At 43.6% G+C, this 15091-nt stretch carries 10 protein-coding genes; 5 read left to right on the top strand and 5 right to left on the bottom strand.

What is annotated here, in order from left to right:
• Window positions 1–286 precede the first annotated feature (286 nt).
• Window positions 287–1939: a DUF342 domain-containing protein gene (locus HUZ36_RS05915; protein ID WP_176032339.1), complete on the top strand. Its 1653-nt coding sequence runs from the start codon at window positions 287–289 to the stop codon at window positions 1937–1939.
• A 197-nt stretch (window positions 1940–2136) separates the two neighbouring features.
• Here HUZ36_RS05915 and rnt read toward each other — a convergent pair whose 3' ends face one another.
• A complete protein-coding gene (rnt, locus tag HUZ36_RS05920) occupies window positions 2137–2799 on the bottom strand; it encodes a ribonuclease T (protein WP_147391486.1) in 663 nt (220 codons plus the stop codon).
• A 191-nt stretch (window positions 2800–2990) separates the two neighbouring features.
• Here rnt and HUZ36_RS05925 point away from each other — a divergent pair, with 191 nt between their 5' ends.
• A complete protein-coding gene (locus HUZ36_RS05925; RefSeq protein ID WP_176032400.1) occupies window positions 2991–3869 on the top strand; it encodes a flagellar protein MotY in 879 nt (292 codons plus the stop codon).
• A 512-nt stretch (window positions 3870–4381) separates the two neighbouring features.
• Here HUZ36_RS05925 and HUZ36_RS05930 read toward each other — a convergent pair.
• Window positions 4382–4852 carry a protease gene (locus HUZ36_RS05930; RefSeq protein WP_125253809.1) on the bottom strand — a complete coding sequence of 157 codons (471 nt, stop codon included), beginning with the start codon at window positions 4850–4852 and terminating at the stop codon, window positions 4382–4384.
• 102 nt (window positions 4853–4954) lie between these two features.
• Between HUZ36_RS05930 and HUZ36_RS05935 the strand changes: the two genes are divergently transcribed.
• Both HUZ36_RS05935 and HUZ36_RS05940 read left to right on the top strand, forming a co-directional pair.
• The gene (locus tag HUZ36_RS05935) at window positions 4955–5272 is read left to right on the top strand and encodes a DUF962 domain-containing protein (RefSeq protein WP_125253810.1); all 318 of its coding nucleotides are present in this window, start codon (window positions 4955–4957) and stop codon (window positions 5270–5272) included.
• A gap of 19 nt (window positions 5273–5291) precedes the next feature.
• A complete protein-coding gene (locus tag HUZ36_RS05940; RefSeq protein ID WP_176032340.1) occupies window positions 5292–6398 on the top strand; it encodes an amidohydrolase family protein in 1107 nt (368 codons plus the stop codon).
• Here the strand turns inward: HUZ36_RS05940 and HUZ36_RS05945 are convergent.
• Both HUZ36_RS05945 and HUZ36_RS05950 read right to left on the bottom strand, forming a co-directional pair.
• Window positions 6382–10587: a DEAD/DEAH box helicase gene (locus HUZ36_RS05945; protein ID WP_176032341.1), complete on the bottom strand. Its 4206-nt coding sequence runs from the start codon at window positions 10585–10587 to the stop codon at window positions 6382–6384. The genes HUZ36_RS05940 and HUZ36_RS05945 overlap by 17 nt on opposite strands.
• A 130-nt stretch (window positions 10588–10717) precedes the next feature.
• Window positions 10718–11977, bottom strand: a complete 1260-nt coding sequence (locus tag HUZ36_RS05950) for an aromatic amino acid transport family protein (RefSeq protein ID WP_125253813.1) — start codon at window positions 11975–11977, stop codon at window positions 10718–10720.
• Between the two features lie 278 nt (window positions 11978–12255).
• On the opposite strand from HUZ36_RS05950, the gene HUZ36_RS05955 reads away from it, so the two are divergent.
• The gene (locus HUZ36_RS05955; RefSeq protein WP_176032342.1) at window positions 12256–13020 is read left to right on the top strand and encodes a peptidylprolyl isomerase; all 765 of its coding nucleotides are present in this window, start codon (window positions 12256–12258) and stop codon (window positions 13018–13020) included.
• Between the two features lie 281 nt (window positions 13021–13301).
• Here the strand turns inward: HUZ36_RS05955 and HUZ36_RS05960 are convergent, their stop codons facing one another.
• Window positions 13302–14897 (bottom strand): ABC-F family ATPase, encoded by a 1596-nt coding sequence (locus HUZ36_RS05960; RefSeq protein WP_125253815.1) that lies wholly within the window; start codon window positions 14895–14897, stop codon window positions 13302–13304.
• Window positions 14898–15091 lie beyond the last annotated feature (194 nt).

A 15091-nucleotide genomic window follows, 5' to 3' on the forward strand; every position in this document is an offset into this window, starting at 1 on the left:
ACCCTATATTGAAACAGCCTAATAGGCTACTCATTACTCATACTTAGTTATGAAATTGGCGTTTAACGCAAAAGTTTACCTAAAGGTTTTGCGTGTAAAGCCGATTAATGTAGGGAAAATAATAACTTGTATTTTTGATGCACAGAATGATTTACATTCATTTATATTTTGTAGCAATTCACACGATGTTAAGCTTAACAATCAAAAGAACTTGTGCTCAAATGAAGTCGCTGCATTAAAAACAACATATAACAATAAGTTTGTGCATACTTTTCAGGGTTGATGAATGTCATTATTTCGCTTTGATGAGGATGAGGGCTACGTTTATTTGCTCTCTCATCCCGTAGAATCTGGTTTTCCGGCAAGTTCGTCTCAGTTGGTTGAGATGATTGAAGGCTCGCCGTATGCGGATTTTGAAATCATCCATGCCAATATTGGTCAACTATTTACTGCCAGTGAAGCGCCAGAGCAAGATTCTTTGGTGGTTGCACGTGCCATTGATGCGTCAATATCTGTTCATATTGAAGAAGGGAATATGCTTGCGGAGGCAAAAATTACCACGGCAAAAGGTGGTAAGTTGGTCTGCATGAGCAAAGCCAAGCAAGCATTAATACAAGCCGGTATTAAAAAAGGGGTGAGTGGTAAAGCACTTGATAACCTGCTTGGTCAACAACTTGAGTTGCCTGCGGGGCACACCTACAAAGGCATAGTCGCCCACGGTCAACGCGCAAAAGATGGCAGTGATGCAAAGTTTGTGCGCCTGTGCATGACAGCGCAAGACAGAGTGCTCAGCCCGCAGCAATCAAGCGGTGGTAAAGTGGATATGCGCAACCTAGGCGCAATCATCACCGTTAAACCTGGTAGTCCATTGATGAAAAAAGTGCCTCCAACGGAAGGTGAGCCGGGATATACGGTATTTGGCGATGTGATTGAGCCAAAACCGGGTAAAGACGCGCCGCTGGAAGTGTCTGAAGGTACTAAACTCGACCCAAGCGATAGCAACTTATTGATTGCAGACTCTAAAGGCGTGCCTGTGGCTATTCCCAGAGGGATGCGTGTAGATGACGTGCTGTGTTACGACAATATTGATGTAACAACAGGACATGTTGAATTTGATGGTAGCATTATTGTTAGTGGCGACATCAAAGATGGGATGCGAGTAAAAGCCTCGGGTGACATTACCGTTATTGGCTTTGTTGAGTCTGCGGTACTAGAAAGCAGCAGTGCGGTGACGGTAATGCTTGGGGCGATTGGCCGTAAGCGAAACGAAGGGGAGGCATTTTCATGTTCTATTCAAGCCAAGCGCAGTATCTCTTTGGGTTATGCGCAGTATTGCCAAATTGAAAGTGAGCATGACATCTTAATAGAGCGTCAAGCGCTGCATTGTGATCTGACATCAAAGCGATTGATCAAAGTCGGTAAAGGCGATACCCCAAGAGGTAAACTAATTGGTGGCAATGTGTTTGATGCCATGCGAATTGAAACCGGTGAGTTAGGCGCGCCTTCTGGCACAAGAACGCGAATTTCATTGGCGCAAGATTGGGACAGCCTACATGATAAGCACCGTGAGCTGGTAGAACTTGAAAAGGTACTTGCTGCTAAGGTAATTGAAATCAAGCTGGCGATGAAGCGAGCGAAGGCGTCTTCTCAATCACCAAAACGCGACGCTTACTTGGCCAAGTTGCAACACAGTGAAAAACAAATCAATAAGCACTATGGCCTTAACCAGCGCAACATTCGTTTAGTACAACAAAAAATTCATCGACTTACGCGCTTAAGCCGGGTCACGGTGAACGAATTGATGCACCCAGGCACTGAAGTCAAAATAGCCAAAGACACTAAATTGTTTTCAAGAATATACCCGCCAAATTTTGTTAAATTACATGAAGGTAAGCTGATGCAGCAGTTTACCACTGCAAAAACCGCAGAAATTGCCTAAAAATATGCCAGCAACCTAGCTGGCATTTGAGTTTTTATACCAATTATCTTAATTAAGTGGTCTATTTTGAGGCGAGAAAATCTTGTCGATAACTAGGCAAAAATTTTGCTATTTAGTTGTTCTAAATGAGAAATTTTTAACGCCGTTAGCGTCAGATTGACTCCTTCAAATTGAGCAAGTATTAAGTTTAATTGGTATTACTGTTCTGTTTGGCCTTCTTCTTCTTCAGGCTCTGGTAGCGGCCAACCGCCTAATGCCTGCCATTTATTCACGATATAACAAAATAGCTCAGCGGTGCGTTCAGTATCATATAAAGCGCTGTGAGCTTGGCTATTGTCAAACTCGATCCCTGCGGTACGGCAAGCTTTGGCAAGGACAGTTTGTCCAAGCGCCAGTCCAGCAAGCGAAGTTGTGTCAAAGCTTACAAAAGGGTGAAAGGGTGTGCGTTTTATATTATTGCGCTCAATTGCGGCATTTAAAAAGCCATGGTCAAAAGCGGCATTGTGAGCTACAACAACAGAGCGTTGGCAGCCTGCGGCTTTTTGGGCTTTGCGGACGGCTTTACAGATTTCTTTGATAACTTCATCTTCAGCAACTGCGCCCCTAAGCGGAGAGAATGGATCGATACCATTAAACTCTATTGCTGATTGTTCAATATTAGCCCCTTCAAAAGGTGCGACATGAAAATGTACCGTCTGATCTAAACTTAATATGCCGTTATCATCCATTTTTAGCATACTGACTGCGATTTCTAGTAGGGCGTCAGTATCTTTATTAAAGCCTGCGGTTTCCACGTCGATAACTACAGGAAAGAAGCCGCGAAAGCGTTTTGAAAATAGCGTTTGCTCGGTATCAGACATAATCTTCTTGGTTTGTGAAATTGAGCGGCCTATTATACTGATACCTCGGCAAGATGCGAGCGACTTGCAAGGGTTCAAAGTGGTATATTTATTGCTTTTGATTTGTAGATAATGGTTTAGTATTGCGGTTCACACAAAATTGGCACACCGTAATGGCATACTAATGAGTGAATGTAGTGAGGTATTAAGTGATTAAGTTTTATAAATCAGCGAGTTGGATAAGCTTATCCCTGTGCGCCGTGACGCTTAATGCTGATGCTGCGATGCGGCAATATGCTGCCGAGGCAGACGCATCCCATTGGCAAGTTGACCAAACCAACCGCTTGAGCTGTGCGTTAAACCATGAAGTTCCGTTTTATGGTGAAGCGATTTTTTCCAGCCATGCCAGTAAAAATAAAGACTTAACGTTTAATCTTGATATGGTAGTGCGCCCTGAAAGTTACGACTTTGCTGGTCTTGAGTCGGTGCCGCCGTTGTGGCGAGCCGGTAAGCCTGCAAGAAGCATTGGGCAGATGAAGTTACTGAAAAAGTTTGATGGTGAGCTGGACAATGATGTGGCGTGGGAGCTGCTAACGGAGCTTGAAAAGGGGTATTTTCCCACGTTTTATTATAAAGATTGGCACAATGATGTAGACAAAGTGTCTGTGGCACTGTCGTCAGTCAATTTTAAGCAAGCCTATTGGGCATTTTTGCAGTGCCGAGACAATTTATTGCCCTATAGTTTTGAAGATATTGCATTTACTGTGATGAATTATAAAAAGAATTCCAGTGAGTTAACAAAATCTTCTCGACAACGTTTGGATATGATAGGTGAGTACTTAAAGAACGATCCTAAAATTGAGCAAATTTATATTTCTGCATACAGTGATAGCTACGGCGGTAGAGACACCAATTTGCGACTGTCAAAAAGACGAGCGGAGGCGATAAAGTCTTATATGGCAAGCCTTGGGGTGGCAGAGGATAAGATTATGACAGATGGTTTTGGTGAAAAGCGTCATGTGGACACCAATGATAATGCCATTGGTCGTGGTAAAAACCGTCGGGTGGTTATTCAAATATCAAGGCCTTGATGGTTTTGGGGGAAGAGATCGCGACGTAAAGTCGCTCCTACACGGGATTGCGTGCACAGTACATATGCTTCCAGCTTTAGATTGTGTTTGTATGAGCGCGCTGTGTGGTGGGGAAGAGATCGCGACGTAAAGTCGCTTCTACAAGGGGTTGTTTCTACAGTAAATATGACTTCCCGCTTTAGATTGTGTCTGCATGAGCGGGCTGTGTGGTCGAGAAGAGATCGCGACGTAAAGTCGCTCCCACAAGGGGTTGTGTGCACAGTACATATGCTTCCAGCTTTAGATTGTGTCTGTATGAGCGTGCAGTGTGGTGGGGAAGAGATCGCGACGTAAAGTCGCTCCTACACGGGGTTGTGTGCACAGTACATATGACTTCCCGCTTTAGATTGTGTCTGCATGAGCGGGCTGTGTGGTCGAGAAGAGATCGCGACGTAAAGTCGCTCCTACAAGGGGTTGCTCTTCTATTTTCCGTACGGCCGCTGCATTTTTATTAATCTAGACTCAGGCTAAGTTTATAGCACCTTGTTGCAGCTTGCTGTGAGTGCGAGTGGATGGCTAAGCTGGTTATTGTAGGTGATAGCGATAGGTTGTGCGGTATTTATCTCATAGGCGAGCGTTAAGTCCAGCTCTACGCTTTTGCTTTGCCCCGCAGTAAGTGTCAAAAACTCGTTTGCCTCTGGCGTGAGGCGTTTGGCCATTGGACCTTGATAATTGAGCTTTTTACCATTTTGCTCTACTACTAAAAATTGACTCCACCATCCTTCAAACGGGGTATGCCAAATAAGGAACTTAGCATCTTCGTTCCCTAAGTTGGTAAAGGTGAATTTGACCGGATAGCTCATGGTTGCGTCGTTACCTTTTGCGACACTACATTGAATGTTGCGCTGTGAATTCATACTTGCCTGCGGATCAGTGGTTGAAGTGGTGTCATTACAAGCTGCTAATAGCAAAGTGGCAGAAAATATTAATATGGGTTTCAACATAATTATTCTGAGCCTGTTGCCACGCCCAATCCTTTTTGTTTTCAATGTAATTGCTTTGCACTATGCTGAGCAATACGGTCAAATAACGAATAATACATATAGATGACTAAAAACAATAACAAAGAGTTCAATTCTTTTGCATCATTTTATCCTTATTATCTCTCTGAGCATAAAAACAAAATCTGCCGCAGGCTCCACTTTGTCGGTTCAACTGTGGTGCTAGTGCTGCTGTTCTATATCATTTTTTCGGCGCAGTGGTCGTTGCTTTGGTTGTTGCCTGTTGCGGGGTATGGTTTTGCTTGGATTGGTCACTTCTTTTTTGAAAAGAATAAACCCGCGACGTTCCAATATCCGTTATATAGCTTGATGGGAGACTGGGTTATGTATAAAGATATGATCTGCGCTAAGGTACCTTGGTAGGGAATATGAAGTTAGCCAAATGAATATAAAACAAACTCTTATAGCGATGGGGTGTGCTTTTTTACTCAGCAGCTGTGAAACCATATCGGCAACAAGTGTGCGCAGCTTAGCAATGTTTAGCCCAGAAAATAGTCAGTGTTATAACAGACAGCGTCAGTCTAATTATTTTGTCGTTGATAGTCATCATCATTTTCAGCCGTTTCGCGGCGACGCTGTCCCTTTTAATAAATTGGTTAACTGGGCGGAGCGTGCTGGGGTGTTGTTTGTCAATGTGTATGGTATTGGCCAAATCTATACACGCAAATCAGGATGTGTTGGTGAGCGAGGGTGCTACACACATGTCATCGCACCAAGTATTGAAAATGATATTAAAAATGCCAATAACTATCTAAAACATGGGGCAGATAAAGTACATCTAACCCTATCAATGACCTTTGCTGATCTCCATAAACCAGACACGATACTGACCAATATGGCGCTGCTTGAGGAAGAGTTTGGTGATCTATTTCGTTGGATGGGAGAGGTTAATATGGTGAAAGCTGCGCACTTTGATAACGGTCATCAAGCAGTAAATCTGGATACTATCGCTAAGTGGCAGCCATTTATGCAAGTGCTACAAGAGAAGAAGACTCCACTGGCACTGCATGCCGATTTGGGCGATAACGAGGCGCCGCTTCGCTACTTACCGTTACTTGAGGAAGTATTAACGCGCTACCCGAATAATGACATCATCTGGATGCACATGGGGATCTCAAAAGAGCTAAGCCGTATTGACCCCAGCTTACATATTCGCACCATGCAGAAGCTGTTTGCCCGCTATAAAAATCTTAAAGTGGATCTTTCTTGGCGAATTTTATACGACTATTATTTTAGCTTTCCAACCGTCAACAGCCAATATGTTGAGTTTATCAACGCCCATGCTGAGCGTTTTTTACCGGGGAGTGACTTTGTTGCCAGCAAAAACAAACGTTTTGCTGACTACAAAGAGGAAGTGGACATTAACAGTCGTGTTTTGGCCAGCCTTGACGATAATGCTTTTCGTCGTATCGCGCTTGGTCAGAACTACTTTGATTTGTTGAGATTACCGTATCGAGCGCCAGAGATCTGTACTACAGCGTCTCCTTAAGCATCGAGAGGACATCGTTGACATCGAGCTTCATCACTTTATCCGTATTGGCTAGCAGTTGATCTGCTAGATCTTTTTTATGATGATGCAGCTCAACAATTTGCTCCTCAATAGTCCCTTTAGCGATTAAGCGATATATCGTGACAGGGCGCGTTTGTCCCATGCGATGAACACGATCTGAAGCTTGCTCCTCAACCGCTGGATTCCACCAAGGATCCATGTGAATGACATAATCCGCTGCGGTAAGGTTTAGGCCAGAGCCGCCTGCTTTAAGACTAATTAGGAATACCTCGCCTTCACCTTTTTGAAAGGCGTTGACCGCCTGTTGTCGCGCCTTAGGAGGGGTACTGCCATCCAAATATTGAAAGCGAATACCACGTTTTTCAAGGTGACTTTTTATCAGCTGTAAATGACCTACAAACTGGCTAAAAATGAGCGCCTTATGATTATTTTCTTGTAGCTCTGTTAGTAATTCATCTAATGCCGCTAATTTGGCACTGGCGACTTGGCTTTCAGCCAATAAGAGTTTTGGATGACAACAGGCTTGGCGTAAACGAGTAAGCGCTGCCAACATTTTAAAGCGCTGCTCATTGGCGCTATCTTGTTGCGCGGACTGGGAGATTTCATCAATGGCATTTTGCCTAAGCGCTTCATAAAAGGTTTGCTCTTCTTGGCTTAACTGAACCGCTACATTTATCTCCGTACGTGGTGGTAGCTCTGTTAATACCTGGTGCTTCATGCGACGTAAAATAAACGGTTGGATCAGGTGTTTTAATCCTTTGCGAGCTCGGTGTGCTGCGACTTTGTCCTCATTTGCATTTTCAATTGGCGCAGAAAACTTTTCGCTAAAACGCTTCAGGTTGCCAAGTAGTCCCGGGTTTACAAACCGAAATAGTGACCACAGCTCGGTAAGGTTGTTTTCGATTGGTGTCCCTGTAGTAATAAGTTTAAATTTGCCTTTAAGTGCACATGCTGCCTGAGTGCGCTTTGCAAGCGGGTTCTTTAGCGCCTGGGCTTCATCAGCGACAATCGTTTCGAATGCAATGGGCTTTAATATGTCAACTTCGCGCTGTAATAAGCCGTAGCTTAAAATGACACAGTCCAGTGGCTGCAGATCACTGAGCAGTTGTGCTCTGGCCTCTGAATTTGCAGAGTCGGCAAATACTTTTACCGACAACGTTGGTGCAAACTTTTGAATTTCTTGCTGCCAATTAAAACAAACCGAGGTGGGAGCAATTATTAACGTAGGCCCTTTATGTGCACGAGCCAATATCACCGCTAGTGCTTGGATGGTTTTGCCAAGCCCCATGTCATCGGCAAGACACGCGCCAGCGCCCCAATGGGCGAGTCGCATGGCCCAGTCAAATCCTGCTTGTTGATAGTCTCTAAGCTTGGCCTGTAATGTTGATGGTAGCTGCACAGTTAACGCCACGGCTTGGTGCATTTTATCATTTTGCTCTTCCCATGCAGGTAAGGTTTTCATGCGCATGCCGGTGGTGGCTTCAGCAATCAAAGGCGTAGCAAGTGGATGGAATTTACCGCCTTCGGTGGCATGATTGAGCTTATCAAGTTGAGACTTTAGTTCACTTGAAAGGGCAATCACCTGCTCACTGTCCAGTGCAATAAAACGGCCATTACTGGTAGCAACCATCTTGAGTAGTGTTTTTAGCTCAATCACTTGGTCATTATTTACTTGCAGCTCGCCGGTGATATCAAACCATTCGTTTTTCTTGGTCATAGCCAGTTGCAAATGTTGGCTTTCAAGCTTGTTACTGAGGCGGACTTTTTTACCTTTTGGCCACCTTAGCCTGAGTTGCATAGGGCAAGGATCTTGGTTGACTACCATCTCAAGCTCTTGCAATACCTCCAGTGCTTCATCCATTTGCGCCAAGCTGAGGCGGTTGTCAATCATCTCTAAAAACAACGGACAATGGGTGTCAAGCTCATCAAGCCCTTGTTGCTCAAGCAGGAGATCCCGGGTGGTAGACAAGCGTTTGCCGTCGATTTCTGCACTAACCGTGGCAGTACCATGACCAGGGTGGAAAACAGGGCCTTTTTCACCAAACGGCATCACCACACAATGAAAGTCTAAACCTTGATGGTAAGGTTGAATATTGATAACGAGGGTAGACTGCGCTGCAGTGACATCAAGACCTGTGTCAATGTCGGCTAAATCCGACTGAACATTCAGATAAGGAGCAATGGCTTTAATACTCGACAGTACTTTTTGCTTTGCACTAACAGGTACGCTTAACCCTGATTCGCCAATGATTTCAGCGACTTGTATATGTGATTGATTAAATACAATAAACGTATACTGATGTTCGTCATGCTGGAAAAATGAGTAGCTTTGCGGCTGGGTAAAATAACTCGGTAGATTTGGCACTGAAAGTAAAAGCTCATCACCGTGCTGACGAATGTGTAATTCAGGGGTCTGCTCGGTTATGGTAATAGGCTGCGTTAAGTCGTCCTCATGATAGAGGTTTGTTGCGCCAACCGCAGCTCTTAAAGCTGGGATCCCTGCCAGTACATAATCAGACTTGCTGCTGTAGCCATAACTGGCTTGCAATGCGATGGCCTCAATGAGTTTTTTATCTGATTGGCTTATGTAACTGAAGCGTTCAGGATGCTGTTTAAGTTGCTTACAAGGTAAAGGCTTACCCTTACCCCAGCCGGTTTTTCCCCGTTTTTGTTCTCTGGCTAAAAATTCAATATCAAAGCGACCTTGCCTAAGCTGCCAGATCAGTCGGTATTGCGTATCGGCCGCTTGAGTGGCGTTACTGCTTGGGTTTAATGCGATAAGTTTATCAAGCGCCAAATCCCACGGTGACTTTTTAGCCACAAGCGTACTGAGGTTAATGTTGAGAGCATTTGTCAGTGGCTGAAACTCTCCATGCTGAGCAAGTTGCAGTTGTTTAGCAAGCTGAGCAAAAAGCGACATCGACAGCTGTTCAAAAGCGTTCACGCAATCATCAAGGTGTTCAAGCGCCGTTGCATCTAAAGTCTTGTTACACCAAAAGTATGCAAAGCAGTCAAGTAAGCGGCCAATGTAATAGTCAAAATAGTGCGACTGCTTCAAAGCAGAGTACTTTAAATGTGCGCTACTGTATGGGTTATTTTGCGAGAGGCTTTCACTGCAATAGAGTAAGACGTTATTGGCAAAGTAATTACAAAAGGGAGCTTTATTGTCTTGGTTTTCATACTCTAATTGTAGTGATAACACTTCAAAAAGCGCAGCATCTTGGTTATTGGCTTGTTGTAGTAATGCCAGTTTATGAAATAACCCAAGGGTTCTGCCTAAGTACTGCTTTTTACGCTTGGTGATTTTATCCTTCGCTTTAAGGGCTGTTGTAAACTCTGAGACGGCATCTTCACTTTGCTGCAAAAAAGCAATCGCAGCTCGTATCTGTAACTCGTAGCTGCTGTGATGTTGAGTTACCATACTCTGTGCGGCATCTAACTGTAATGTGTACAGTTGGTATTCTGCTAATAGTGCCGTTAATGGTGGGTTTTGTGTTTTGGCCTCAACCTGTTCCAGCGTGTCTAGCGCAAAGGCAATACTTTGGCCACTTTGTATTAAGGTATACAGCAAGGTTGAAAATGCTTGGTACTGCAAATCTTCGGGGAGGGTGATAAATCGCTCCAACGAGAACGGATAAAAATAAAGTGGCAGTAGTACTTGGTTGGTTTTATAGCACACGGCTTGTGGGTCTTTATTAAACCCTAGTTGCGCACGTGCTTTTGATAATTGATTTATAAATAAAAAATCGCGAATGAGGCGCTGTTCATCAGCAAATTGTCTTTCCCATTCATAAGCATTAAGAACCGGTATAAATTCTTCGGCAGTATTGAGTATGGGTAAAAACTGCCCCTCGGCCATGACTTTTTGACTTAAACCGGTCGCGAGTTTTAGGTTGATTTGTACGCCATCTTCATTAAACGTGACTAAACCGTCAGCGCGCCACTTCATGATCTGGCTATGGCTTATTCCTTGTTCAAACTCAGTGCTAGGAATAATTTCTTTACTAACAAGAGCCTGTATTAGGCGTTTGAGTTTTATTGCTGAGACTGGCTTGTAAACGACGGCCAAAATGCAGAGCAAGGTTTGCTCTTGCGCTGGTAGCGCATCTACCTGATGTGTTAAGGCTACAATTTCTTCATTAGTGGATGGCACAAAGTCAAAGTTCATTGTTCAGTCGCAGTGTTCATTTTAAGACACTGAAAACTACCACAATTTGCGCTTAACTACCATGGAGGTGATGCGTTGGAGCGGGAGGCGATGCCTCCCAATATTACTAAAATTTTGGGTATGTCTGTGACTAGCCAAAGCTTAGGTTATATAGCAATGCCGAAACCGCCAATAAGCCCACAATTAATACGAAATAGGTGCCAATATGGCTTTTGTATTTTTGTAGCGCAGGGACTTTAAACACCGCTATAGTCGGCATAATAAACAAGATCATCGCAATGATAGGGCCTGAAATTGCGCCCATCATATCGAGAATACTTGGGTTAAGCACTGAGCAAATCCAGATAGCAACAAACATAAATGCGATACCCGCTTTGTCAGCTACTTTGTAACTCATGTTAGTTTGTTTGGTTGCCAGCCCATTGAAGCTCTCACGAGCACCTAAGAAATGACCTAAGAATGAAGAGGTGATGGCAATAAACGCAACCAGTGGCCCAAGCATAGCAATAAATGGATTGTTATAAACGTTGGCTAGGTAAGACAATACGGAAACGTTTGATTCTTTTGCAGCTTCCATTTGTTCTGGCGTTAATGAAAATACGCAAGAAAATACAAACAGCAAGACAAATACAATCAACATAATTGAGGTGATACGCAAGATGGCTTCAGACTTTTGCACCGCTTCACTCTTGTAATGGCGACGTTGCACATTAGCAAAGCTTGAGATCGCCGCTGCGTGACTAAAGGAGAACACCACGATCGGCACAGATAACCACAATAACTGCGTTAAACTGGCAACATCTGGCGTACTGACTACGGGCATTTGCCAGTTAGGTACTAAATACAGTGACAAAAACAGAAGTACACCAACAAGTGGGTAAACCAAAATAGCGAAAGCACGGAGCAATAGCTTTTCACCGCCTAGCATAATGGCAATCATGCCCGCCACTAATAAACCTGACAGCAAAATACGTGAAGGGGATCCAAACCCTAGCTGATTGACAATAAAGCTATCGACAGTGTTAGTCAGACCAACACCGTAAATAAGCAAAATAGGGAAAATAGAGAAAAAGTAGAGTAGGGAAATTAAGCGGCCAGCACCAGCGCCGAAGTGTTCTTCGACTACATCGGTAAAATCAGCATTTTTTTGCTTTGAAGAAAGCACAAAGCGAGCGAGCCCTCGGTGCGCTAAATAGGTCATTGGAAAAGCAAGGGCAGTCATAATGAGAAGTGGCCAAAAACCACCGATCCCAATATTGATTGGCAGGAACAAAATACCTGCTCCAACAGCGGTTCCAAATAAGCTCAATACCCAGTGGGTATCATGTTTTGTCCAGCGGCTATTACTGACGGAGTTCATCTCCATCGTTGCCTCAGAGGAATTACTCATAAACTTGTTGTCCTGGATTTAGAATTATAATCGGGCGGATCATATAAAAAATGGTTAAGAGTTGCATGTATAAACCGTCTACTCAGAGGAGTTATGCGGTGAAATACGTTTGTTTGACTAAAACCTGCACAATTACCTAGTTGTCGCTGTGTCGTTTTTGTAAACCTACGTCTGTAAATGTTTTTAATTGTTACCATCGACAATGATTTGCTAGCCGCGTTAAAAATTAATTTTTATTCTAAGACGCAAATAAATATGAAATAACTAAGTGGAAAAGTATGTTCAAGTTAAATACGCTATTGCTCGCCTCAGCGATGTTAGGAAGTGTTACTGCTAACGCGACAATTGTTGAGTTTCAGACCTCACACGGTAGTTTTCAAGTGAATCTATATGATCAAAGCACTCCTAAGACAGTTGAAAACTTTTTGCAGTATGTAAACAACGAACGATACTCTGATACTGTGATCCACCGAGTGATCCCCGAGTTTGTCGTGCAAGGTGGCGGCTTTATTTATGAAGGTAAAGTTCCGCTTGATGCGATTGAAACCTATAATGCGGTTAAAAATGAACCTAAGTGGTCAAATGTCAAAGGCACAATTGCAATGGCTAAGGTGGCTTATAAACCTGATAGTGCGACCAGTCAGTGGTTTATAAACTTAGAGGATAATAGTAGTAATTTAGATGTAGAAAATGGTGGCTACACCGTGTTTGGTCAAGTAATTGGTGACGGTATGGAAGTACTAGAAGCCATCGCCCAAATTCCACGTTGTGGGAATGTGCCGTTAGTTAACTTTACCGATGAGCAGTGTAAAGACACTGAAACAGACCCAGGTGCTGCTAATTTTGTAACACTCAATGCAATTACAGTGTTAGATGACGATCCTAACTCTGCTGTGGGATTAACACAAAAAGCGAATACCTTGATTGACCAAGTTACTGACAAACCGTCAACAGATCAAGATTCGGGCTCTTCTGGTGGGTCGATGTTTGCGGGTCTTTTCTTACTTGCAGCTGCGCTGGGTTTTAGACGTAGAGTGAAATAGTTTTGAGTGCGATTGCACAACAGTCCCTAGTTAACCTGATCTCAGGTTAATAACTTGGAAGCGCACTTCGGTGCGCTTATTTTTTATAAAGCCTATTCGCTGACTGATACCAATTATCCTAATTAAGAGGTCTATTTTGAGCAAGCATTGATGCTAATTGGTATTATGCTTGAGCATTGAACAATTCAGCTGCTTTTATTTGATATATAAGAACTATACACCATGATAGGAAGGTATCGGGGCGTGTTCAGGGCCAGTAAGCGACCCTGAACAGGATAGATTTACAGTGCTTCGGCTGCTTTTTTCGCAAGGTATTCGTCATAAGTACCTTGGAAATCAATGATCTGTCCGTCTTTGATTTCCCAAATACGCGTAGCAAGAGAAGATACAAACTGACGGTCATGCGAGACGAAGAATAGTGTGCCTTCGTACTGCTCTAATGCTAGGTTTAGAGACTCGATAGACTCCATATCCATGTGGTTAGTTGGCTCATCCATCAGCAGAATATTAGGCTTGTGCATCATGATTTTGCCAAATAGCATACGGCCTTGCTCACCACCTGAGATCACCTTCACGGACTTTTTGATGTCGTTTTGAGAAAACAGCATACGACCAAGGAAGCCGCGTACGACTTGCTCATCATCGCCTGGCTGTTGCCACTGTTCCATCCATTGGAAAAGGTCGAGATCTTTTTCAAATTCGTCAGCGTGATCTTGCGCGTAGTAACCTATGTTGGCATTTTCTGACCATTTATACGCGCCTGACAGTGGCGCTTGACGGCCGGCAAGGGTGTTGAGGAGGGTGGTTTTACCCACGCCGTTTTCACCGATAATCGCGACCTTTTCACCAACTTCAACCAGTGCGTTTAAGTTTGAGAATAACGTCTCTTCGTAACCTTGTGATAAAGACTCAAGTTCAAGGGCATTACGAAATAGTGGCTTTTCTTGCTCAAAGCGAATAAATGGGTTTTGACGGCTTGACGCTTTAACTTCTTCCAACTGAATTTTGTCAATTTGCTTAGCTCTAGAGGTGGCTTGTTTTGCTTTTGATGCGTTTGCAGAGAAACGCGAAACAAACTGTTGTAGCTCGGCAATTTGCGCCTTTTTCTTCGCGTTATCTGAAAGCAGACGCTCGCGAGCTTGTGTTGCTGCAAACATGTACTCATCGTAATTACCAGAGTAGATACGCAGCTCACCGTAGTCGATATCCGCCATGTGTGTACACACTGAGTTTAGGAAGTGACGGTCGTGAGAGATGATGATCATAGTACAATCACGCTGATTCAATACATCTTCCAGCCACTTGATGGTGTAGATATCCAAGTTGTTGGTTGGTTCGTCTAGGAGCATGATATCTGGCTCTGCAAATAATACCTGCGCTAGTAGCACACGTAGTTTCCAGCCCGGAGCAACTTCAGACATGAGGCCGTAATGTTGCTCGGTTGGAATACCAACACCGAGGAGTAATTCACCGGCTTTTGCTTCAGCGGAATAGCCATCCATTTCAGCAAATTGCGTTTCAAGATCGGCAACACGCATACCGTCTTCTTCGCTCATCTCAGGTAGTGAGTAAATGCGATCGCGCTCTTGTTTGATTTCCCACAGCTCTTTATGACCCATGATCACTGTGTCTACAACCGTATATTGCTCGTAGGCAAATTGATCCTGATTTAGCTTAGCGATACGCTCGTTTGGATCGTAGTTTACGTTACCTGCACTTGGCTCAAGCTCTTTGCTTAGGATTTTCATAAAGGTGGATTTACCGCATCCGTTAGCGCCTATTAGGCCGTAGCGGTTGCCGTCACCAAACTTAACGGAAATATTCTCAAACAGTGGTTTTGCACCAAACTGCATAGTGATGTTGTTACACGAAAGCATAAATTTGACTCATTACTGACAATTGCGGCGATCCTAACATTTATAAGGGGTAAATGATGCAAAAAGTTTGGTAAATGCAAACATTCATTTAGTGTCTGGTAAGACATTAAATTTGGATGAAAGTACTGGCTTTATTAGGCGTTGCTAAAATGAGAAAAAGTAAGTTTTAAAAGCATCAGGTGGATTTAAGGCAC

The organism is Pseudoalteromonas sp. McH1-7 (assembly GCF_013366255.1).
GTDB classification, from domain to species: Bacteria; Pseudomonadota; Gammaproteobacteria; order Enterobacterales; family Alteromonadaceae; genus Pseudoalteromonas; species Pseudoalteromonas peptidolytica.